This window comes from Amorphoplanes friuliensis DSM 7358, assembly GCF_000494755.1.
In the GTDB taxonomy this organism is placed as follows: Bacteria; Actinomycetota; Actinomycetes; order Mycobacteriales; family Micromonosporaceae; genus Actinoplanes; species Actinoplanes friuliensis.
Genome location: NC_022657.1, coordinates 981,538 through 1,003,653, shown reverse-complemented (window position 1 = coordinate 1,003,653; position 22,116 = coordinate 981,538). Strand labels below are relative to the sequence as shown.

General features: G+C 66.4%; 25 protein-coding genes and 1 pseudogene. All 26 read right to left on the bottom strand.

Annotated elements, in window-relative coordinates; translation table 11 throughout:
• Positions 1-10 precede the first annotated feature (10 nt).
• Entirely contained in the window at positions 11-406 is a 396-nt protein-coding gene (gene rplR / locus AFR_RS04640; protein WP_023358197.1) for a 50S ribosomal protein L18, read from the bottom strand.
• On the bottom strand, positions 403-945 hold the full coding sequence (rplF, locus tag AFR_RS04635) for a 50S ribosomal protein L6 (protein ID WP_023358196.1): 543 nt from the start codon (positions 943-945) through the stop codon (positions 403-405). The genes rplR and rplF overlap by 4 nt, the downstream gene beginning before the upstream one ends.
• Before the next feature lie 13 nt (positions 946-958).
• Positions 959-1,366, bottom strand: coding sequence for a 30S ribosomal protein S8 (rpsH, locus tag AFR_RS04630; protein WP_023358193.1), 408 nt, complete (start codon positions 1,364-1,366; stop codon positions 959-961).
• A 75-nt stretch (positions 1,367-1,441) separates the two neighbouring features.
• Positions 1,442-1,627 carry a type Z 30S ribosomal protein S14 gene (locus tag AFR_RS04625; protein WP_023358191.1) on the bottom strand — a complete coding sequence of 62 codons (186 nt, stop codon included), beginning with the start codon at positions 1,625-1,627 and terminating at the stop codon, positions 1,442-1,444.
• A 2-nt stretch (positions 1,628-1,629) separates the two neighbouring features.
• A complete protein-coding gene (gene rplE, locus AFR_RS04620; RefSeq protein WP_023358189.1) occupies positions 1,630-2,199 on the bottom strand; it encodes a 50S ribosomal protein L5 in 570 nt (189 codons plus the stop codon).
• Positions 2,199-2,519: a 50S ribosomal protein L24 gene (gene rplX, locus AFR_RS04615; RefSeq protein ID WP_148307872.1), complete on the bottom strand. Its 321-nt coding sequence runs from the start codon at positions 2,517-2,519 to the stop codon at positions 2,199-2,201. Before rplX ends, rplE begins: the two co-directional genes overlap by 1 nt.
• Positions 2,516-2,884 carry a 50S ribosomal protein L14 gene (gene rplN, locus AFR_RS04610; RefSeq protein ID WP_023358185.1) on the bottom strand — a complete coding sequence of 123 codons (369 nt, stop codon included), beginning with the start codon at positions 2,882-2,884 and terminating at the stop codon, positions 2,516-2,518. Before rplN ends, rplX begins: the two co-directional genes overlap by 4 nt.
• Before the next feature lie 100 nt (positions 2,885-2,984).
• On the bottom strand, positions 2,985-3,260 hold the full coding sequence (gene rpsQ / locus AFR_RS04605; protein ID WP_023358183.1) for a 30S ribosomal protein S17: 276 nt from the start codon (positions 3,258-3,260) through the stop codon (positions 2,985-2,987).
• Complete coding sequence (gene rpmC, locus AFR_RS04600; RefSeq protein WP_023358182.1) at positions 3,257-3,493, bottom strand: 50S ribosomal protein L29; 237 nt, start codon at positions 3,491-3,493, stop codon at positions 3,257-3,259. Before rpmC ends, rpsQ begins: the two co-directional genes overlap by 4 nt.
• Entirely contained in the window at positions 3,493-3,918 is a 426-nt protein-coding gene (rplP, locus tag AFR_RS04595) for a 50S ribosomal protein L16 (RefSeq protein ID WP_023358180.1), read from the bottom strand. Before rplP ends, rpmC begins: the two co-directional genes overlap by 1 nt.
• A 3-nt stretch (positions 3,919-3,921) precedes the next feature.
• A pseudogene (gene rpsC / locus AFR_RS04590) lies at positions 3,922-4,777 on the bottom strand (30S ribosomal protein S3).
• Positions 4,777-5,238 (bottom strand): 50S ribosomal protein L22, encoded by a 462-nt coding sequence (gene rplV / locus AFR_RS04585; RefSeq protein ID WP_023358176.1) that lies wholly within the window; start codon positions 5,236-5,238, stop codon positions 4,777-4,779. The pseudogene rpsC and the gene rplV overlap by 1 nt, the downstream one beginning before the upstream one ends.
• Before the next feature lie 36 nt (positions 5,239-5,274).
• On the bottom strand, positions 5,275-5,556 hold the full coding sequence (gene rpsS / locus AFR_RS04580) for a 30S ribosomal protein S19 (protein WP_014440726.1): 282 nt from the start codon (positions 5,554-5,556) through the stop codon (positions 5,275-5,277).
• Between the two features lie 13 nt (positions 5,557-5,569).
• Complete coding sequence (gene rplB, locus AFR_RS04575) at positions 5,570-6,409, bottom strand: 50S ribosomal protein L2 (protein WP_023358174.1); 840 nt, start codon at positions 6,407-6,409, stop codon at positions 5,570-5,572.
• 13 nt (positions 6,410-6,422) lie between these two features.
• Complete coding sequence (rplW, locus tag AFR_RS04570; RefSeq protein WP_023358172.1) at positions 6,423-6,725, bottom strand: 50S ribosomal protein L23; 303 nt, start codon at positions 6,723-6,725, stop codon at positions 6,423-6,425.
• Complete coding sequence (rplD, locus tag AFR_RS04565) at positions 6,722-7,372, bottom strand: 50S ribosomal protein L4 (protein WP_023358170.1); 651 nt, start codon at positions 7,370-7,372, stop codon at positions 6,722-6,724. The genes rplW and rplD overlap by 4 nt, the downstream gene beginning before the upstream one ends.
• Complete coding sequence (gene rplC / locus AFR_RS04560; protein WP_041840602.1) at positions 7,369-8,022, bottom strand: 50S ribosomal protein L3; 654 nt, start codon at positions 8,020-8,022, stop codon at positions 7,369-7,371. Before rplC ends, rplD begins: the two co-directional genes overlap by 4 nt.
• Positions 8,023-8,033: 11 nt before the next feature.
• Positions 8,034-8,342 (bottom strand): 30S ribosomal protein S10, encoded by a 309-nt coding sequence (rpsJ, locus tag AFR_RS04555; RefSeq protein WP_007073037.1) that lies wholly within the window; start codon positions 8,340-8,342, stop codon positions 8,034-8,036.
• A gap of 373 nt (positions 8,343-8,715) precedes the next feature.
• The gene (gene tuf, locus AFR_RS04550) at positions 8,716-9,909 is read right to left on the bottom strand and encodes an elongation factor Tu (RefSeq protein WP_023358166.1); all 1,194 of its coding nucleotides are present in this window, start codon (positions 9,907-9,909) and stop codon (positions 8,716-8,718) included.
• Between the two features lie 121 nt (positions 9,910-10,030).
• Positions 10,031-12,127 carry an elongation factor G gene (fusA, locus tag AFR_RS04545; RefSeq protein ID WP_023358164.1) on the bottom strand — a complete coding sequence of 699 codons (2,097 nt, stop codon included), beginning with the start codon at positions 12,125-12,127 and terminating at the stop codon, positions 10,031-10,033.
• Positions 12,128-12,217: 90 nt separating this feature from the next.
• On the bottom strand, positions 12,218-12,688 hold the full coding sequence (gene rpsG, locus AFR_RS04540) for a 30S ribosomal protein S7 (protein WP_023358162.1): 471 nt from the start codon (positions 12,686-12,688) through the stop codon (positions 12,218-12,220).
• Position 12,689: 1 nt separating this feature from the next.
• Positions 12,690-13,064, bottom strand: coding sequence for a 30S ribosomal protein S12 (gene rpsL / locus AFR_RS04535; RefSeq protein ID WP_014440718.1), 375 nt, complete (start codon positions 13,062-13,064; stop codon positions 12,690-12,692).
• Between the two features lie 390 nt (positions 13,065-13,454).
• Complete coding sequence (locus AFR_RS04530; RefSeq protein ID WP_063749578.1) at positions 13,455-13,838, bottom strand: hypothetical protein; 384 nt, start codon at positions 13,836-13,838, stop codon at positions 13,455-13,457.
• A 208-nt stretch (positions 13,839-14,046) separates the two neighbouring features.
• A complete protein-coding gene (locus tag AFR_RS04525) occupies positions 14,047-14,361 on the bottom strand; it encodes a calcium homeostasis modulator protein (RefSeq protein ID WP_052359324.1) in 315 nt (104 codons plus the stop codon).
• 115 nt (positions 14,362-14,476) lie between these two features.
• The gene (locus AFR_RS04520) at positions 14,477-18,367 is read right to left on the bottom strand and encodes a DNA-directed RNA polymerase subunit beta' (RefSeq protein ID WP_023358156.1); all 3,891 of its coding nucleotides are present in this window, start codon (positions 18,365-18,367) and stop codon (positions 14,477-14,479) included.
• A 90-nt stretch (positions 18,368-18,457) separates the two neighbouring features.
• Positions 18,458-21,898, bottom strand: coding sequence for a DNA-directed RNA polymerase subunit beta (rpoB, locus tag AFR_RS04515; RefSeq protein WP_023358154.1), 3,441 nt, complete (start codon positions 21,896-21,898; stop codon positions 18,458-18,460).
• Between the last annotated feature and the right edge of the window lie 218 nt (positions 21,899-22,116).

The window sequence follows — 22,116 nt, the reverse complement described above, 5'->3', positions numbered from 1 at the left end:
GTCATCCCTCCTAGAACTCGAGTCCGGCTTCGCGGGCGGCGTCGGCCAGCGCGGCGATCCGCCCCGCGTACCGGTTGCCACCGCGGTCGAAGACGACCTTGGAAACGCCCGCGGCCTTGGCCCGCTCGGCGAGAAGAGCCCCGACCTTGCCGGCCAGAGCGCTCTTGTCACCCTCGCCGCCCCGCAGGGAGGCGTCGAGCGTGGAGGCCGACACGAGCGTGTGGCCCTTGAGGTCGTCGACGATCTGCGCGGTGATGTTCCGCGTGGACCGGGTGACGACCAGACGGGGACGCTCGGCGGTGCCGCTGACGTTCTTGCGGACCCGGAAGTGCCGACGTGCCTTGCCGACGGCGCGCTTGTACGACGCACCGCCGCCATTGCGGCGCTTGAGCAGCGTGGCGGTCACTTCTTACCTGCCTTTCCAGCCTTGCGGCGGATGACCTCGCCCTGGTACTTGACGCCCTTGCCCTTGTACGGCTCCGGCGGGCGGATCTTCCGGATGTTCGCGGCAACCTCGCCGACGAGCTGCTTGTCGATGCCGGTGACCGTGAACTGCGTCGGCCGCTCCACCGAGAAGGTGATGCCGGCCGGCGGAACGACGTTGACCGGGTGCGAGAAGCCCAGGGCGAACTCGAGGTCCTTGCCCTTGGCGGTCACGCGGTAACCGGTGCCGTTGATCTCCAGCGTCTTCTTGTAGCCCTCGGTGACGCCGACGATCATGTTGGCGACCAGGGTACGCGAGAGGCCGTGGAGTTCCTTGGCCCGGCGCTCGTCGTTCGGGCGGTTGACGGCGAGCTCGCCGTTCTCCGCCTTCTCGACAGTGATGGGCTCGGCCACGGTGTGCGAGAGCTCGCCCTTGGGGCCCTTGACCTTGACGGTCTGGCCCGTGATGGTGACGTCGACGCCGGCCGGTACCGGGATCGACTTACGTCCGATTCGCGACATGTCAGAGTCTCCGTTACCAAACGAAGGCGAGGATTTCCCCGCCAACGCTCCGCTTGCGGGCCTGCCGGTCGGTCAGCAGCCCCTGGGACGTCGAAACGATCGCGACACCCAGGCCGCCGAGCACCCGGGGGAGCTCGTCGGACTTGGCGTACACCCGGAGACCGGGCTTGGACACGCGCTTGATGCCGGCGAGGCTGCGCTCGCGGCTCTGGCCGTACTTGAGCTCAACGACCAGGCGCTTGCCGACTTCGCCTTCAGCGGGGTCCTCGGCCGTCCAGGAGGCGATGTAGCCCTCTGCCTTGAGGACCTCGGCGATGTTCGCCTTGATCTTCGAGAAGGGCATCGTCACCTTGTCGTGGTACGCCTGGTTGGCGTTACGCAGACGCGTGAGCATGTCTGCGATCGGGTCCGTCATCGTCATGGGTATTCGTCAACCTTTCTCGCCGGGGTTCCCAGGGGTCCCGGGCCTACGGCGAAGCGGTATTACAAGCTTGGATTACCAGGAAGCCTTGGACACGCCGGGCAGTTCACCGCGGTGGGCCATGTCCCGGAGACACACCCGGCACAGACCGAACTTGCGGTAGACCGAGTGCGGACGCCCGCATTTCTGGCAGCGGGTGTACGCACGAACGGCGAACTTCGGCTTCGCGGCCGCCTTGATGATCAGCGCCTTCTTAGCCATGCTCAGTTCTCCTTGAACGGGAAGCCGAGGAGCTTGAGCAGCTGCCGGCCTTCCTCGTCGGTCGCGGCGGAGGTGACCACCGTGATGTCCATGCCCCGGGTCCGATCGATCCGGTCCTGGTCGATCTCGTGGAACACCGACTGCTCGGTCAGACCGAACGTGTAGTTGCCGTGGCCGTCGAGCTTGCGCCCGTCCAGACCGCGGAAGTCACGGATACGCGGCAGCGCGATCGACAGCAGCCGGTCCAGGAACTCCCACATCCGGTCGTTGCGCAGGGTGACCTTCGCGCCGATCGGCATGCCCTCACGCAGCTTGAACTGCGCGATGGACTTGGTCGCCCGCCGCACCAGCGGCTTCTGACCGGTGATCGTGGTCAGGTCACGCACGGCGCCGTCGATCAGCTTGGCGTCGCGGGCGGCCTCGCCCACACCCATGTTCACGACGACCTTCACCAGGCCGGGAACCTGCATGGGGTTGCCGTACTTGTACTGCTCCTGGAGCGCAGAGATGACCTCACTGCGGTACTTCTGCTTCAGGCGGGGCAGCGTCTTCGTCTCGGTAGCGGCAGTCATCACAGATCCTTACCGGTGCTACGCGCGACGCGGATCTTCTGGCCGCTGTCGTCGATGCGGTACCCGACGCGGGTCGGGTTGCCCTCGGAGTCCACGAGCTGCACATTCGAGATGTGGATCGCGGCTTCCTGCGTGACGATGCCGCCGGTCTTGGAACCGCGCTGCGTCGTGCGGATGCGTTCGTGCTTCTTGATGCGGTTGACGCCCTCGACCAGGACCTTGTCGCGACGCGGGAAGGCCGCGATGACCTTGCCCTTGGCGCCCTTGTCCTTGCCGGCGATGACGACGACCGTGTCGCCCTTCTTGATCTTCACGGTCAGAGCACCTCCGGCGCCAGGCTGATGATCTTCATGAACCGCTTGTCGCGCAGCTCACGGCCGACCGGGCCGAAGATGCGCGTACCGCGGGGGTCGCCACCGTCCTTGATGATGACGGCGGCGTTCTCGTCGAAGCGGATGTACGAGCCGTCGGGACGGCGGCGTTCCTTGGCGGTGCGAACGATGACGGCCTTGACGACGTCACCCTTCTTCACACCCGCACCCGGAATGGCGTCCTTGACGGTGGCCACGATGACGTCACCGATGCTCGCGTAACGGCGACCGGAGCCGCCCAGTACGCGGATGCACAGGATCTCCCGGGCACCCGTGTTGTCGGCGACGCGCAGTCGCGACTCCTGCTGGATCACGTCTGTCTCCTATGTCTGCCAGTTCTTCGGCGGTGCGCCGAAGCTTGGCGGAACGATGGTCCGCCGGGCCGGCAGGTCAACACCTGCCGGCCCAGCAAACTCACTTGGCCTTTTCGAGGATCTCCACGACACGCCACCGCTTGGTACGCGACAGCGGGCGGGTCTCCATCAGGGAAACCCGGTCGCCCACGCCGCACGCGTTCTGCTCGTCGTGCACCTGAAGCTTGCGGGTGCGACGCAGAACCTTGCCGTACAGGGCGTGCTTGACGCGATCCTCGACCTCGACGATCACGGTCTTGTCCATCTTGTCGCTGACCACGAGGCCCTCGCGCGTCTTGCGCTGGCTCCGGGGCTCAGCAGCTGCGTTCTCGCTCATGCTGTAGTCACCTCAGTCGGCGCGGCCGAGAGCCCCAGCTCACGCTCACGCATGATCGTGTAGATCTTCGCGATGTCCTTGCGAACGACCTGCAGACGACGGTGGTTGTCGAGCTGACCGGTCGCACCCTGGACGCGGAGATTGAACAGCTCCGCCTTGGACTCCCGCAACCGCGACACGAGCTCCTCTTCAGGAAGCTCACGCAGCTCGGAGGCCTTAACGCCCGCTGCCATCAGTTTTCACCCACTTCGCGCGTCACGATGCGGCACTTCATCGGGAGCTTGTGGATCGCGCGACGCATCGCTTCGCGCGCGATCGTCTCGTTCGGGAACGACATCTCGAAGAGAATGCGTCCCGGCTTGACGTTCGCCACCCACCACTCCGGCGAGCCCTTGCCGGAACCCATGCGGGTCTCGGCGGGCTTCTTGGTCAGCGCCTGGTCCGGGAAGATCGAGATCCAGACCTTACCGCCACGCTTGATGTGACGCGTCATGGCGATACGGGCCGACTCGATCTGCCGGTTGGTCACGTATGCCGGCTCCAGAGCCTGGATACCGAACTCACCGAAGACCACCCGGTTGCCGCCCTTGGACGCGCCGTGGCGGTCCGGGTGGTGCGGCTTGCGGAAGCCCTTCGGGGGCTTACGCGGCATCAGCATCTGTCAGCCCTCCTGCTGCGTTTCGGCCGCAGCCGGAGCAACGGCGGTGTCGGTCGTGGGCGCAGCCTCCGCCGGAGCGGGGCCGGCCGCCGCGGCCTCGTGCGGCGCGGCCGGCCTCGGTGCCACCCGCGGTCGTGCCGGACGAACCGGAACGGCCACGACGCGGACGCTCGGGACGGTCGGCACGGTCACGGCGCGGACGCGCGGGCGCCTCGGGGGCGGCCTCGCGACCCGGCACGGCGTCGCCCTTGTAGATCCAGACCTTCACGCCGATGCGGCCGAAGGTCGTACGGGCCTCGAAGAAGCCGTACTCGATGTTGGCGCGCAGCGTGTGCAGCGGGACGCGACCCTCACGGTAGAACTCCGTGCGGCTCATCTCCGCGCCGCCGAGGCGGCCGGAGACCTGGACCCGAATGCCCTTGCAGACCGGGTTCTTCATCGCGGACTGCATCGCCTTGCGCATCGCCCGGCGGAAGCTGACCCGGCTGGACAGCTGCTCGGCGACGCCCTGCGCCACGAGCTGTGCGTCCGACTCCGGGCTCTTCACCTCGAGGATGTTGAGCTGGACCTGCTTGCCGGTGAGCTTCTCGAGCTCGCCGCGGATCCGGTCGGCCTCCGCACCCTTACGGCCGATGACGATGCCCGGCCGGGCGGTGTGGATGTCCACGCGGACCCGGTCGCGGGTGCGCTCGATGTCGACCTTCGAGATGCCGGCCCGCTCGAGCCCCTTGGACATCATGCGGCGAATCTTGACGTCCTCGCCGATGTAGTCCTTGTAGAGCTTGTCCGCGAACCAGCGGCTCCGCCAGTCGGTGGAAATGCCGAGGCGGAACCCGGTGGGGTGAACTTTCTGACCCATTACTCGGCACCCTCCGTGCTCCGGGATTCGGCGGCAGGCGCCGCCTTCTTCGCAGGCGCGGCCTTCTTAGCGGCGGCCTTGCGGGCCGGAGTGGTCACCTGGACCGCCTCGACCGCCACAGTGATGTGGCAGGTGCGCTTACGGATCCGGTACGCCCGGCCCTGCGCACGCGGCCGGAACCGCTTGAGCGTCGGACCCTCGTCGACGAACGCCTCGCTGACGAGGAGCGCATCGGGGTCGAGCCGCTCGTTGTTCTCTGCGTTCGCAATCGCGCTCGCGAGCACCTTGTAGACCTGCTCACTCGCGGCCTGCGGTGCGAACTGCAGGACCGTGAGAGCCTCCTTCGCGGGCAGACCGCGGACGAGGTTGATCACACGGCGCGCCTTGTTCGGCGAGATGCGCACGTGGCGCGCAACCGCCCGCGCGCCCGGAAGCACCGGAGCGTCGCCCTTGACTGGCATCGCTGTAACCCCTCTTGTTTCTTGTCCGTGGACTGCTTAGCGACGACGGCTCTTGCGGTCGTCCTTCTCGTGACCCTTGAACGTGCGGGTCAGAGCGAACTCGCCGAGCTTGTGCCCGACCATGGCCTCGGTGATGAACACCGGGACGTGCTTGCGCCCGTCGTGCACGGCGATCGTGTGCCCGAGCATGTCGGGAATGATCGTCGAGCGTCGCGACCAGGTCTTGATGACGTTCTTCGAGTTCTTCTCGTTCTGGACTTCCACCTTCTTGATGAGGTGGTCGTCGACGAACGGGCCCTTCTTCAAGCTGCGAGGCATCTTTTAACTCCCGTTACCCGCGCTTGCGGGTGGCGTAGCGGCGGCGAACGATCATGCGGTCGCTCTCCTGGCCCTTGCGGCGGGTACGGCCCTCCGGCTTTCCGGCGGGGTTGACCGGGTGGCGACCACCTGAGGTCTTACCCTCACCACCACCGTGCGGGTGGTCGACCGGGTTCATGGCGACACCACGGACGGTCGGGCGCTTGCCCTTCCACCTCATGCGGCCGGCCTTGCCCCAGTTGATGTTCGACTGCTCGGCGTTGCCGATCTCGCCGACCGTCGCGCGGCAGCGGATGTCGACACGGCGAATTTCACCGGAGGGCATACGCAGCGTGGCGTAGACACCCTCACGGCCGAGCAGCTGGATGCCGACGCCGGCCGAACGGGCCAGCTTGGCGCCACCGCCGGGACGAAGCTCCACACCGTGGACCGTCGTACCGACCGGGATGTTGCGCAGGGGCAGGTTGTTGCCCGGCTTGATGTCCGCGCCCACGCCGGACTCGACGCGGTCGCCCTGCTTGAGGTCCTTCGGCGCGAGGATGTAGCGCTTCTCGCCGTCGGCGTAGTGCAGCAGTGCGATGCGGGACGTGCGGTTCGGGTCGTACTCGATGTGAGCGACCTTGGCCGGCACGCCGTCCTTGTCGTTGCGCCGGAAGTCGATCAGCCGGTACTGCCGCTTGTGGCCGCCGCCCTGGTGCCGCGTGGTGATGCGGCCGTGGACGTTGCGACCACCCTTCTTGGGCAGCGGGGCCAGCAGAGACTTCTCCGGCGTCGACCGGGTGATCTCGGCGAAGTCGGCGACGCTGGAGCCACGACGGCCCGGCGTGGTCGGCTTGTACTTACGGATAGCCATGATTTACAACCCCTTAGCTGACCGGGCCGCCGAAGGCCTCGATGCGGTCACCGTCAGCCAGCTTCACCAGGGCACGCTTGGTCGCCTTACGCTGACCGAAGCCCGTCTTGGTGCGCTTGCGCTTGCCCTGACGGTTGATGGTGTTCACCGTCAGCACGCGAACATCGAAGATCTGCTGAATCGCGATCTTGATCTCGGTCTTGTTGGCGTCCGGGTGGACCAGGAACGTGTACCAGTTCTGGTCGAGAACGCTGTAGCTCTTCTCGGAGACCACGGGCGCGACGATGATGTCGCGCGGGTCGGCGATCGTGCTCACTTGTCCCCCTCCTCGGCGGCTTCGGCCGGAACGCCCAGGAACTCGTCCAGGGCTTCCTTGGTGAAGACGACCTCGTCGGCGACCAGGACGTCGTACGTGTTGAGCTGGCCGGCCTCGATGAGGTGGACGGTCGGCTCGTTCCGCAGCGAGATCCAGTTCAGCTCGTCGTAGCTGCTCAGGACGACCAGGACCTTCACGGACTCGGTCGCCTTGCGCAGCGTGGCGATCGCGGCCTTCGTCGACGGCTTCTCGCCGGAGACGAACGCCTCGACCACGTGCACCCGGCCGTCACGGGCCCGGTCGGAGAGGGCGCCACGCAGAGCGGCGGCCTTCATCTTCTTCGGGGTCCGCTGGCTGTAGTCACGCGGCACGGGACCGTGCACGACGCCACCGCCGGTGAACTGAGGAGCGCGGATCGAGCCCTGACGGGCGCGACCGGTGCCCTTCTGCTTGTAGGGCTTCTTGCCGCCACCGGCGACCTCGCCCCGCGTCTTGGTCTTGGCCGTGCCCTGACGGGCAGCGGCGAGCTGGGCCACGACGACCTGGTGCATCAGCGGAATGTTCGCCTGCACGTCGAAGATGTCGTCGGGCAGCTCGACCGAGCCGGCCTTCGTGCCCTCGGCGTTGATCACGTCAACCGAGCTCACTTGGCACCACCCTTCTTCTTCGCCGCCGTACGCACGAGGATGAGCGCGCCCTTGGGGCCGGGAACGGCACCCTTGACGAGCAGCAGGTTGTTCTCGACGTCGACTGCCTGGATCGTCAGGTTCTGCACGGTGAAGCGTTTGCCGCCCATGCGACCGGCCATCCGGGTGCCACGGAAAACGCGACCGGGGGTCGCGCAGGCGCCGATGGAACCGGGGTGGCGGTGCTTGCGCTCGACACCGTGGCTCGACTTGAGGCCGTGGAAGCCGTGCCGCTTCATGACGCCGGCGTAGCCCTTGCCCTTGGTCTTACCGGTGACGTCGATCGGCGTACCGACCGCGAACGCCTCGACGGTGACCTCCTGGCCGAGCTCGTACTCGGTGGCGTCACTGGTGCGCAGCTCGACGATGTGGCGCCGCGGCGACACACCTGCCTTTGCGTAGTGGCCGCCCTCAGGCTTGTTGACCTTGCGCGGGTCGATGGCGCCGTACGCCAGCTGAACCGCGACATAGCCGTCAGTCTCGGAGGTGCGGACCTGGGTCACGACGCACGGGCCGGCCTGCACCACGGTTACCGGGACGACCTTGTTGTTGTCCCAGACCTGGGTCATGCCGAGCTTGGCGCCCAGGATGCCCTTCACTTGCCTGTCCATTGTCCGGATCCCTACAGCTTGATCTCGATGTCGACGCCAGCCGGGAGGTCGAGGCGCATAAGCGAGTCGACCGTCTTCGGTGTCGGGTCGATGATGTCGATCAGACGCTTGTGCGTGCGCATCTCGAAGTGCTCGCGCGAGTCCTTGTACTTGTGCGGCGAACGGATCACGCAGAAACGGTTGATCTCCGTGGGCAGCGGCACCGGGCCAGCAACCTGCGCACCGGTACGCGTAACCGTCTCGACGATCTTGCGCGCCGAGGAGTCGACGACCTCGTGGTCATAGGCCTTGAGCCGGATGCGGATCTTCTGTCCCGCCATGGTGGCTTCTGTTTCCTTCTCTCGATGCCGCTACGTGCGAAAGCTGTGGCCCTCGCATGCCCGCAGGACCGTTGGTCCTGCGATGTCCGACCCCCGCGGTCGGGCGTGTCGCGCTGGTGAACCAGGCTCCGCCCCAGGTATCTGGAGCGATCATGCCCGCAAGGAATTCTCCGAAGAGTTTTCCTTGATCCGTCGGGATCGGGGATGCCGGCGGCTCGTGGAACCACGCCGGACACCCGGCGAGGGTGGTTGACTGCCCAATCTCGAAAGCCGAAGCCCTTGAGAACCAGGCAATCAACCACCCTGCGCGGACGCAACCTGACTAGTATGCCGCATCGACTGCGGCAACGCTAATCGGGGTTACCAAACCAACTCAGACGTTGATCTTCGTGACCGTTCCGGCGCCGACGGTGCGGCCACCCTCACGGATCGCGAACTTGAGGCCCTGCTCCATGGCGATGGGCTGGATCAGCTTCACCGACATGCTGGTGGAGTCGCCCGGCATGACCATCTCGGTGCCCTCGGGCAGCGTGACGACGCCGGTGACGTCCGTGGTGCGGAAGTAGAACTGCGGGCGGTAGTTCTGGAAGAACGGCGTGTGCCGGCCGCCCTCTTCCTTCGAGAGGATGTAGACCTGGCCCTCGAACTCCGTGTGCGGGGTGCTCGAGCCGGGCTTGACGACGACCATGCCGCGCTCGACGTCCTCGCGCTTGATACCACGCAGCAGGAGGCCGACGTTCTCACCCGCGCGGGCCTCGTCGAGCAGCTTGCGGAACATCTCGATGCCGGTGCAAACGGTCTTGGTCGACTTCTCGCGGATACCCACGATCTCGACCTCCTCGTTCGGCTTGAGGATGCCGCGCTCGGCCCGGCCGGTGACGACCGTGCCACGACCGGTGATCGTGAAGACGTCCTCGATGGGCATGAGGAACGGCTTCTCGACGTCACGCTCGGGCTGCGGGATCGCGGTGTCGACCGCGTTCATCAGCTCCATGAGCTTGCCGCTCCACTCGGCGTCGCCCTCGAGCGCCTTCAGCGCCGAGACGCGCACGACCGGAAGGTCGTCGCCGGGGAACTCGTACGTGCTGAGCAGCTCGCGAACCTCGAGCTCGACGAGCTCCAGGAGCTCCTCGTCGTCGACCATGTCGCTCTTGTTCAGCGCCACGACGATGTACGGAACGCCGACCTGGCGGGCCAGGAGCACGTGCTCCTTGGTCTGCGGCATCGGGCCGTCGGTCGCGGCAACCACCAGGATCGCGCCGTCCATCTGCGCGGCACCGGTGATCATGTTCTTGATGTAGTCGGCGTGGCCGGGGCAGTCCACGTGCGCGTAGTGACGCGCAGCGGTCTGGTACTCGACGTGCGCGATCGAGATCGTGATGCCGCGGGCCTTCTCCTCCGGCGCCTTGTCGATCTCGTCGAACGGCGTGTAGGGGTTCAGGTCCGGGTACTGGTCGTGCAGGACCTTCGTGATGGCCGCAGTCAGCGTCGTCTTACCGTGGTCGATGTGACCAATGGTGCCGATGTTGACGTGCGGCTTAGTCCGCTCGAACTTCGCCTTCGCCACTGGTGTCCTCCTGTGGACTGTGTCTTTTCTAATCGCCCGGCACGCCGGTGAAGGCGCTCAGGGACTCTGTCGACTGCTCGTGCACGTGCGGTCCTCGACGGACCGCACGTGCCTCAACGCATCAGGCGCCGGTGGCCTTAGCGATGATCTCCTTCGCCACGCTCTGAGGAACCTCGGCGTAGGAGTCGAACTGCATGCTGTAGCTCGCCCGGCCCTGAGTCTTCGACCGCAGGTCGCCGACGTAGCCGAACATCTCCGAGAGCGGCACCAGCGACTTGATGACCCGAGCGCCGGAGCGCTCCTCCATCGACTGGATGATGCCGCGGCGGGAGTTGAGGTCACCGATGACGTCACCCATGTTGTCCTCAGGGGTGGTGACCTCAACGGACATCATCGGCTCGAGGAGAGCGGGGTCGGCCTTGCGGGCCGCCTCCTTCATCACGATCGAGCCGGCGATCTTGAACGCCATTTCCGACGAGTCGACCTCGTGGTACTGACCGTCCACCAGGGTCAGCTTGACGCCGACCAGCGGGTAGCCGGCGAGGACGCCGTACTGCAGGGAGTCCTGCGCGCCCGCGTCCACCGAAGGGATGTACTCCTTGGGGATGCGACCACCGGACACCGCGTTGACGAACTCGTAGGTCGGGCCGTCCGCGGCGAGCTCGAGCGGCTCGACGGTGACGACGACCTTCGCGTACTGGCCGGAGCCACCGGTCTGCTTCTTGTGCACGTACGTGAGCTTCTCCACCTTGCCGCGGATCGTCTCACGGTACGCCACCTGCGGCTTACCGATGTTGGCCTCGACGTTGAACTCGCGGCGCATGCGGTCCACCAGGATGTCCAGGTGGAGCTCGCCCATGCCGGCGATGACCGTCTGACCGGTCTCCTCGTCGTTGAAGACGCGGAACGTCGGGTCCTCTTCGGCCAGGCGCTGGATCGCGACGCCCAGCTTCTCCTGGTCCGACTTGGTCTTCGGCTCGATGGCGACCTGGATGACCGGCTCCGGGAACGTCATCGACTCGAGGATGACCGGGTGTGCCGGGTCGCTGAGCGTGTCACCGGTGGTGGTCTGCTTGAGACCCTGCACGGCGATGATGTCGCCGGCCCACGCCGTTGGACGCTCTTCACGCTTGTTGGCGTGCATCTGGTAGATCTTGCCGATCCGCTCCTTGCGGTCCTTGGTGGAGTTGACCACCTGGGAACCGGACTCGAGCGTGCCGGAGTAGACCCGGACGTACGTCAGCTTGCCGAGGTGCTTGTCCGTCTGGATCTTGAAGGCCAGACCGGAGAAGGGCTCGTCGTTCGACGGCTTGCGGATGATCGGCGTCTCGCCGTCGGTCGCGGTGCCGTCGATGGCCGGAACGTCCAGGGGCGACGGCAGGTAGTCGACCACGGCGTCGAGCATGGGCTGAACGCCCTTGTTCTTGAACGCCGAACCGCACAGCACCGGGTTCGCCTTGCTGGCGATCGTGGCGCGCCGGATGGCGGCCTTGATCTCCGGCTGCGAGACCTCTTCGCCCTCGAGGTACTTCTCCATGACGAAGTCGTCCACGTCGGCGAGCGTCTCGATGAGCTTCTCGCGCCACTCGGTCGCGGAGTCCAGCAGATCTGCCGGGATCTCCTCGATCGCGTAGTCCTCACCCTTCTGGGTCTCCCCGCGCCAGGTGAGCGCCTTCATGGTGATCAGGTCGACGACACCGATGTGGTCGCCCTCGAGCCCGATCGGGATCTGGAGGACCAGCGGGGTGGCGTTGAGCCGGTCGATCATCATCTGAACGCAGCGGAAGAAGTCCGCGCCGGTCCGGTCGAGCTTGTTGACGAAGCACATCCGGGGGACGTGGTACTTGTCCGCCTGCCGCCAGACGTTCTCCGTCTGGGGCTCCACGCCGGCGACGCCGTCGTAGACCGCGACGGCACCGTCGAGCACACGCAGCGACCGCTCGACCTCGACCGTGAAGTCGACGTGGCCGGGCGTGTCGATGATCTGAATCGTGTAGCCCTTCCACTCGCACTTCGTGGCGGCGGAGGTGATGGTGATACCGCGTTCCTGTTCCTGCTCCATCCAGTCCATGACGGCCGCGCCCTCGTGGACTTCACCGATCTTGTACGTGATACCGGTGTAGAACAGGATCCGCTCGGTCGTCGTGGTCTTACCAGCGTCGATGTGCGCCATGATGCCGATGTTGCGTACCTTGGCGAGCGCGTCTGCGGCGGCCACTTCAATCCCTACTTTTCTTCGTCGTTCGTCTCTACAGGACCGGTACGACTGACTGCGGTGGCCCGGCGGGAACCGGGCCGGCAGCGAGATCTACCAGCGGTAGTGCGCGAAGGCCTTGTTGGACTCCGCCATCTTGTGGGTGTCCTCGCGCCGCTTGACAGCAGCACCGAGGCCGTTGCTGGCGTCGAGCAGCTCGTTCTGCAGGCGCTCGATCATGGTCTTCTCGCGGCGGGCCTTGGAGTACTGGACCAGCCAGCGCAGACCGAGGGTGGTCTGGCGCGGAGTGCGGACCTCGACCGGCACCTGGTAGGTCGCGCCACCGACACGGCGGCTGCGGACCTCGAGGGTCGGCTTGACGTTGTCCATGGCGCGCTTGAGCGTCACCACGGGGTCGGTGCCGCTCTTCTCACGGGCGCCCTCGAGCGCTCCGTAGACGATGCGCTCGGCGAGCTGACGCTTGCCGCCGACCAGGATCTTGTTCACCAGCTGGGTGACCAGCGGTGAGTTGTACACGGGGTCCGGAACCACCGGGTGGCGCGGAGCGGGGCCTTTACGCGGCATATCAGCTCTTCTCCTTCTTCGCGCCGTAACGGCTGCGGGCCTGCTTGCGGTTACGGACACCCTGGGTGTCCAGCGAACCGCGGACGATCTTGTAACGGACGCCGGGGAGGTCCTTCACTCGGCCGCCACGCACGAGCACGATCGAGTGCTCCTGCAGGTTGTGACCGACACCCGGGATGTACGCCGTCACCTCGATCTGGCTGCTGAGCTTCACACGAGCGACCTTGCGCAGCGCAGAGTTCGGCTTCTTGGGGGTAGTGGTGTACACGCGCGTGCACACGCCGCGCCGCTGGGGGCTTCCCTTCAGCGCCGGCGTCTTGGTCTTGCTCGTCTTAGCCTGTCGGCCCTTGCGGACCAGCTGCTGGATCGTGGGCACCGGGTTTCTCCGCTCCCTTCGGCCGCCCTTTTAGCGGCCGCAACGTCTTCGTTTGCCTGGCGTGCCGTGAGACCCCGGTTTGGGTCCCCCGACACCCGCGGTCGGGCGTGTCGCCCGGCTCACGGTCCCGCCGCGCGCTTGCACACGCAGCGAGTTGTTCTGTCTTTGTCAGAGCCTCAGCTCCGTCGTGCCACTGCCCCGTCGGTTACCACAGACTCGGGCGCACGCACGAGTTGCCCAGGCCGGCCTGGGCACGAGGGGAAAGAGTACCCACCTCGGGGACACAGGTCAAAACGAGCCCGTTACCCCTGATGGACATCTCCAGCTAACAAGTGTACCGGGTGCCTCGGCGCGACAGAGCCGCGGTATCGGATCCGGCACCACAAGGCCTCACGAAGACTGCAACACCACTACCAACAGCAGCGTCAGCACGGCAATTCCCAACCCTGCTCCCCCGCACCAGATTCCCGCCACCGCCACGTTCTTGCCGGTGAAGCGGACCTTCCCGGTACGCCCGGAGCGCTGGATCTGCCGTCGAGCCGCCAGGCCCACACCCACGGCTCCTCCGCCCACCAGCACCGCCAGCAGGGCGAACGCGCCGCCCACCCAGCCGCCCCAGCCCTCCGACGAGCCGGCCACGCCGAAGCAGAGCACCAGCGTGGAGACCAGGATCGAGGCGATGCCGGCGATCATCGAGCCCACGGCCGGCCCGGACGTGATCGGCGTGACCTTGAGCTGGACCAGACCGAACTCCGTGCCCGGGACCGCGTCCACCCGCTCGGGGGTCCACATCTCCGTCGGCTTCGGCAACATCACCGCGGGCTGCTGCCCCGGCTGTGGTGCCGGCGCCGACGATGCCGGCCACGAACCTGGCTGCTGCGTCACGGACTGTCCCTCTCGCCACGTACCCCTGAATATCGAGCATGTCACCCGTACGTGGCCGGGCGCAGCCCCAGGGGCACCTGCGCCCGCTGACAGGCCTCTAGTCGGTGCCGGGGTCGAAGTCCTGGCCGCCCGGGGTGCCCGCGAGGTGCAGCAGGCCGGCGATGGTCGCCACCACGAGGGCGGTGAGCGCCAGCACGATGCCCGCCCAGGCCAGGCGCTGCCCGCGGCGCACCCAGGCGGAGCCGGTGAGGTAGCCGCCCGCTGACCAGGCCTGGCGGCGCACCTGACGCGCCAGCAGCAGCGCGATCGTGGCGGGAATCACCCCGCCGACCAGCGCCCCGGTCAGCAGTGCCACCAGTCCGAGGGCAAAAACCGCTCGCGCCTTGGTCGACGCGGCGGGATCCGGATCCATCGGGTGGCGGGTGGGCACGGTGGTAGCGGGGAGCGTCACCCATCCATCTTAGGAACACCGCAGGGCGGCCGCGCAGCTTGCGCGACCGCCCTGTGAGTGCTTGGAACAGAAACCCTTAGCGGTACGACCCGAAGTCGAAGTCGTCCAGCGGCACAGCCTGCCCGCTGGCCGGCCCGAAGCCGTAGTCGGTCTCGGGGTACCCGGTCATCGAGTACACCTTGGCCTTGGCCTCCTCGGTCGGCTCGACCCGGATGTTGCGGTACTTGCTGATGCCCGTACCGGCCGGGATGAGCTTGCCGATGATGACGTTCTCCTTGAGGCCCACCAGCGAGTCGCTGCGCGAGTTGATCGCAGCGTCGGTGAGCACCCGGGTGGTCTCCTGGAAGGAGGCCGCCGAGAGCCAGGAGTCGGTCGCCAGCGAGGCCTTGGTGATACCCATCAGCACCGGACGACCGGCGGCGGGCTCGCCACCCTCGCCGACGATCCGGCGGTTCTCCGACTCGAAGAGCGCCCGGTCGACCAGGATGCCCGGCAGGAACTCCGCGGCACCCGAGTCGATGACCGTCACGCGCTTGAGCATCTGGCGAATGATGATCTCGATGTGCTTGTCGTGGATGAGCACACCCTGCGAGCGGTAGACCTCCTGGACCTCACTGGTCAGGTGGACCTGGACCGCACGCGGACCCATGATGCGCAGCAGCTCGTGCGGATCGATGGTGCCCTCGGTGAGCTTCTCGCCGACCGCGACGTGGTCGCCGTCGTGGGCCCGCAGCTTGACGCGCTTGGAGATCTTGTCGTACACGATCTCCTCGCTGCCGTCGTCCGGGATCACGATGATCTTCCGCGAACGCTCGCCGTCCTCGATGCGGACGCGTCCCGGGGTGTCGGCGATGGGCGCCTTACCCTTCGGCACGCGGGCCTCGAAGATCTCCTGCACACGCGGCAGACCCTGGGTGATGTCCTCACCCGCGACACCACCGGTGTGGAAGGTACGCATCGTCAGCTGCGTACCGGGCTCACCGATGGACTGGGCCGCGATGATGCCGACGGCCTCGCCGATGTCGACCGCCTTGCCGGTCGGCAGCGAACGGCCGTAGCAGGCCGCGCACACGCCGAGCTTCGACTCGCAGGTCAGGACGCTGCGCACCCGGACCGTCTCCACCCCGGCGGCGACAAGCTTGTCGACCAGGATCGAGTTGAGGTCCTCACCACGCGTCACGACGATGTTGCCGTCGGGGCCCGTGATGTCGTCCGCGATCGTGCGGGCGTGGACGCCGGTCTCGGCGTGCGTGTGCACGACGAGGCTGCCGTCGGGCTCGCGGTCGCTGACCGTCATCGGGATCGCGCGGTCGGTGCCGCAATCCTCCTCGCGGATGATGACGTCCTGCGACACGTCCACCAGACGCCGGGTCAGGTAACCCGAGTCGGCGGTACGCAGCGCGGTGTCGGCCAGACCCTTACGGGCACCGTGCGTGGAGATGAAGTACTCCAGCACGGTCAGACCCTCGCGGTACGACGAGGTGATCGGGCGCGGGATGATCTCGCCCTTGGGGTTGGCCACCAGACCACGGATCGCGGCGATCTGACGGAGCTGGAGGAGGTTACCGCGGGCGCCGGAGTTGATCATGACCCAGAGCGGGTTCTCCTGCGGCAGCGCCGTCTCCATCTCCTTCGAGATGTCCTTGGTCGCGTTGGTCCAGATGTCGATGAGCTCGCCGCGACGTTCCTCGGCGGTCATCAGACCACGCTGGTACTGCTTGTCGATGCGGTCGGCCTCGCCCTGGTAGCGGGCGATGATCTCCGGCTTGCGCGGAGGGCCGATGACGTCGCCCATACCGATCGTCACACCGGACCATGTGGCCCAGTGGAAGCCGGCCTCCTTGAGCGCGTCCAGGGTCGCCGCCAGAGCGACCTTGGGGAAGCGCTCGGCGAGGTCGTTGACGATCGCGGAGAGCTGACCCTTGCGGATCTCGTAGTTGACGTAGCGGTAGCCCGGCGGCAGCGTCTCGTTGAAGAGCACCCGTCCCAGGGTGGTCTCGACGAGCAGCTTGTCGCCCGACTCCCAGCCCTCGGGCCGCGCCCAGGTGGGAGAACCCGCGCCGTTGTCGACCTCGAGCACCTCGGGGAGGCGGATCTTCACGAGCGCCTGCAGGTGCAGCTCGCCGTTGTCGAACGCCATCCGTGCCTCGGCGTCCGAGCTGAAGACCCGGCCCTCACCCTTCGCACCCTTGGTCAGGTGCGTCAGGTAGTAGAGGCCGATGACCATGTCCTGGGTGGGCATGGTGACGGGCTTGCCGTCGGCCGGCTTGAGGATGTTGTTCGACGAGAGCATCAGGATCCGGGCCTCGGCCTGAGCCTCGGCCGACAGCGGCACGTGGACCGCCATCTGGTCACCGTCGAAGTCGGCGTTGAACGCCGTGCAGACGAGCGGGTGGATCTGGATCGCCTTGCCCTCGACCAGCTGCGGCTCGAAGGCCTGGATGCCCAGGCGGTGCAGGGTCGGCGCGCGGTTCAGCAGCACCGGGTGCTCGCTGATGACCTCTTCGAGGACATCCCACACGACGGCGCGCTGACGCTCGACCATCCGCTTGGCCGACTTGATGTTCTGCGCGTGGTTCAGGTCCACCAGGCGCTTCATCACGAACGGCTTGAACAGCTCCAGCGCCATCTGCTTCGGCAGGCCGCACTGGTGCAGCTTGAGCCGGGGGCCGACGACGATGACGGAACGGCCGGAGTAGTCGACACGCTTGCCGAGCAGGTTCTGCCGGAAGCGGCCCTGCTTGCCCTTGAGCATGTCGGACAGCGACTTGAGCGGGCGGTTACCCGGACCGGTGACCGGCCGGCCACGACGGCCGTTGTCGAACAGTGCGTCGACGGCCTCCTGCAGCATCCGCTTCTCGTTGTTGACGATGATCTCGGGAGCACCGAGGTCGATCAGTCGCTTGAGGCGGTTGTTGCGGTTGATGACGCGGCGGTACAGGTCGTTCAGGTCGCTGGTCGCGAAGCGGCCACCGTCGAGCTGCACCATCGGGCGCAGGTCCGGCGGGATGACCGGGACGCAGTCGAGCACCATGCCGAGCGGCGAGTTCCGGGTGTTCAGGAACGCGGCGACGACCTTGAGCCGCTTGAGGGCACGGATCTTGCGCTGGCCCTTGCCGCTGCGAATGGTCTCGCGCAGCGACTCGGCCTCGGCGTCGAGGTCCATGTTCTCCAGCAGGGCCTTGATCGCCTCGGCGCCCATGCCACCGGTGAAGTACTCGCCGAACCGGTCACGCAGCTCGCGGTAGAGCAACTCGTCGGTGACGAGCTGCTTGCTGTCGAGCTTGCGGAAGGTGTCGAGCACCTCGTCGAGCCGGTCGATCTCGCGCTGCGCCTTGTCACGGATCTGGCGCATCTCGCGTTCGCCGGCCTCCTTGACCTTGCGGCGCACGTCCGCCTTGGCACCCTCGGCCTCGAGCTCGGCCAGGTCCTGCTCCAGCTTGGCGGCACGCTTCTCGATCTCGGAGTCGCGGCTGTTCTCGGACTGCCGCTTCTCGGCGAAGATCTCGTTCTCGATCGTGGACATGTCGCGGTGACGCGCCTCGGCGTCAACGCTCGTGATCACGTACGAGGCGAAGTAGATGATCTTCTCGAGATCCTTGGGCGCCAGGTCGAGCAGGTAACCGAGCCGGCTGGGCACACCCTTGAAGTACCAGATGTGCGTGACCGACGCGGCGAGCTCGATGTGGCCCATGCGCTCACGGCGGACCTTGGACCGGGTCACCTCGACGCCGCAGCGCTCACAGATGATGCCCTTGAACCGGACCCGCTTGTACTTGCCGCAGTAGCACTCCCAGTCCCGCTGAGGACCGAAGATCTTCTCGCAGAAGAGTCCGTCCTTCTCGGGCTTGAGCGTGCGGTAGTTGATCGTCTCGGGCTTCTTGACCTCACCGTGCGACCACTGGCGGATGTCGTCAGCGGTAGCAAGGCCGATGCGCAACTCGTCGAAGAAGTTGACGTCGAGCACTTGGACTATCCCTCGTGTTTCGTTGCTCGGATAAATTCCAGGCCGGCGGGGGCGTCCCCGGCGGCTTCACACCGCCGGGGACGCTCTCCGTCAGATCTCTTCGACGCTGCTGACGCCCTCGTTCGGGCGACGGGACAGGTCGATGCCGAGTTCTTCCGCGGCCCGGAAGACCTCGTCGTCCGTCTCGCGCATCTCCAGGGCAACACCGTCGCTGGAGAGCACCTCGACGTTCAGGCACAGCGACTGGAGTTCCTTGAGAAGCACCTTGAAGGACTCGGGGATTCCCGGCTCCGGGATGTTCTCGCCCTTGACGATCGCCTCGTAGACCTTCACGCGGCCGAGGACGTCATCGGACTTGATGGTGAGCAGCTCCTGCAGTGCGTAAGCCGCACCGTAGGCCTGCATCGCCCAGCACTCCATCTCACCGAAGCGCTGACCACCGAACTGCGCCTTACCACCCAGCGGCTGCTGCGTGATCATCGAGTACGGCCCGGTGGAACGAGCGTGGATCTTGTCGTCGACCAGGTGGTTCAGCTTCAGGATGTAGACGTAGCCGACCGAGATCGGGTCCGGCAGCGGCTCTCCCGAGCGGCCGTCGAACAGCTGCGCCTTACCGTCGGCGTTGACCAGCCGCTTACCGTCACGGTTGAGCAGCGTCGAGTTGAGGAGACCCTTGATCTCCTCTTCCTGAGCACCGTCGAAGACCGGCGTCGCGACGTTGCTGTCCTTGGGCGACTCGTGGGCCTCGATGGCCCGCAGCTGCCGCTTCCAGTCAGCGTCGTCGCCCTCGACCTCCCAGCCCGTCTTGGCGATCCACCCGAGGTGGGTCTCCAGGACCTGGCCGATGTTCATACGCGAGGGCACACCGAGCGGGTTGAGCACGATGTCGACGGGGGTGCCGTCCTCGAGGAACGGCATGTCCTCGATGGGCAGGATCTTCGAGATGACGCCCTTGTTGCCGTGACGGCCGGCGAGCTTGTCACCGTCCTGGATCTTGCGCTTCTGGGCCACGTAGACCCGGACCAGCTCGTTCACGCCGGGGGGCAGCTCGTCGCCGTCCTCCCGCGAGAACGTGCGGACGCCGATGACCGTGCCGGTCTCGCCGTGCGGAACCTTCAGCGAGGTGTCCCGGACTTCCCGGGCCTTCTCACCGAAGATGGCGCGCAGCAGCCGCTCCTCCGGGGTCAGCTCGGTCTCGCCCTTGGGCGTGACCTTGCCGACCAGGATGTCACCGGGCACGACCTCGGCACCGATCCGGATGATGCCGCGCTCGTCCAGGTCAGCGAGCATTTCCTCGCTGACGTTGGGGATGTCGCGGGTGATCTCTTCCGGGCCGAGCTTGGTGTCGCGGGCGTCGACCTCGTGCTCCTCGATGTGAATCGAGGTGAGGACGTCCTGCTGCACGAGGCGCTGCGACAGGATGATCGCGTCCTCGTAGTTGTGGCCTTCCCAGCACATGAACGCGACGAGCAGGTTACGGCCGAGGGCCATCTCCCCTTCGTCGGTGCACGGTCCGTCGGCGATGACCTGGCCGGCCTCGACCCGGTCGCCTTCGAAGACGACGGGCTTCTGGTTGACGCAGGAGCCGGCGTTGCTGCGACGGAACTTGTGCAGCAGGTAGGTCCGGCGGTGGCCGTCGTCCTGGTGCACCGTGACGTAGTCGGCGCACAGGTCCTCGACCAGACCGCCGACCTCGGCCACGACCACGTCACCGGCGTCGACCGCGGCACGGTATTCCATGCCGGTGCCGACCAGCGGCGCCTCCGCCTTGACCAGCGGAACAGCCTGACGCTGCATGTTCGCACCCATGAGGGCGCGGTTGGCGTCGTCGTGCTCGAGGAACGGGATCATCGCCGTCGCGACCGAGGTCATCTGCCGCGGCGAGACGTCCATGTAGTCGACCTGCTCGCCGGGGACGTAGTCGATCTCGCCGCCCTTACGGCGGACGAGAACGCGGTCCTCGGCGTAGGTGCCGTCGCTCTTGAGCGGAGCGTTGGCCTGCGCCTTGACGTACCGGTCCTCTTCGTCGGCCGTCAGGTAATCGACGTTGTCGGTGACGGTGCCGTCGATGACCTTGCGGTACGGCGTCTCGATGAAGCCGAACGGGTTGACCCGCGCGAACGTCGAGAGGGCGCCGATCAGGCCGATGTTCGGGCCTTCCGGCGTCTCGATCGGGCACATCCGGCCATAGTGGGACGTGTGCACGTCACGGACCTCGAAGCCCGCCCGCTCACGGGACAGACCACCGGGGCCGAGCGCGCTCAGCCGGCGCCGGTGGGTCAAGCCCGCCAGCGGGTTGGTCTGGTCCATGAACTGCGACAGCTGCGACGTACCGAAGAACTCCTTGATCGCAGCCACCACAGGGCGGATGTTGATCAGGGTCTGCGGCGTGATCGCCTCGACGTCCTGGGTCGTCATGCGCTCACGGACGACGCGCTCCATCCGGCTCAGGCCCACTCGGACCTGGTTCTGGATGAGCTCGCCGACAGTGCGCAGGCGACGGTTGCCGAAGTGGTCGATGTCGTCGGCCTCGTAGCCCTCCTCGCCGGCGTGCAGCCGGGCGAGGTAGTCCACGGTCTTGACGATGTCTTCCTCGGTCAGCGTGCCCCGGACGATCGGGACGTCGATGTCGAGCTTCTTGTTGAACTTGTATCGGCCGACCTTGGCGACGTCGTACCTCTTCGGGTTGAAGAAGAGGTTGTCGAGCAGGGTCTGGGCGTTCTCCCGTGTCGGCGGCTCGCCAGGGCGGAGCTTGCGGTAGATGTCGAGCAGGGCCTCGTCCTGCCCGGCGATGTGGTCCTTCTCCAGCGTCGTCATGATGAGCTCGGACCAGCCGAACCGCTCACGAATCTGCTCCGCGGACCAGCCGATCGCCTTCAGCAGGACGGTGACTGCCTGCCGGCGCTTACGGTCGATCCGGACACCGACGGTGTCGCGCTTGTCGATGTCGAACTCCAGCCAGGCACCCCGGCTGGGGATGACCTTGACGCTGGACAGGTCACGGTCGGAGGTCTTGTCCGGCTCCTTGGTGAAGTACACACCCGGCGAGCGGACGAGCTGACTCACCACGACGCGCTCGGTGCCGTTGATGACGAACGTCCCCTTGGGGGTCATCATCGGGAAGTCACCCATGAACACCGTCTGGCTCTTGATCTCGCCAGTCGTGTTGTTGGTGAACTCCGCGGTCACGAACAGCGGTGCGCAATAGGTCAGGTCCTTCTCCTTGCACTCTTCGATAGAGGCCTTGACCTCGTCGAAGCGCGGCGCTGAGAAGGACAGCGACATGGTGCCGGAGAAGTCCTCAATGGGACTGATCTCCTCGAGGATCTCTGCGAGGCCCGAATGGGCGTGCGGATCGTCCGTCGTGCGAGCTTGCCAAGCCTCATTCCCGACCAACCAGTCGAAGGAATCCGTCTGGAGGGCGAGGAGGTTAGGAACCTCAAGTTGCTCGGTGATCCTGCCGAACGAGATACGGCGGGGAGCGTAAGCGCTCGACGTACGACTGGTCTTCGCAGGGCGGGAAGCTGCCAAGATGCGTCCTTCCGAGGACCGGTGCTGCTGATGCGGCTGAGCTGCTGATGCAACTGTCTGCGTCACTTGTCTGCGTGCACTCCAATGAACCCCCAGGAAATCATCCAAGTGGATGTTCCTGCAGGGCTCAAGACAGAAGGCAGCGCAAACTAGCAGTGTAGCCGCTCGGCTAACCGCTGTCCAGCCCACACCAGAGGGGGCCTGCGGAACGCATCCCC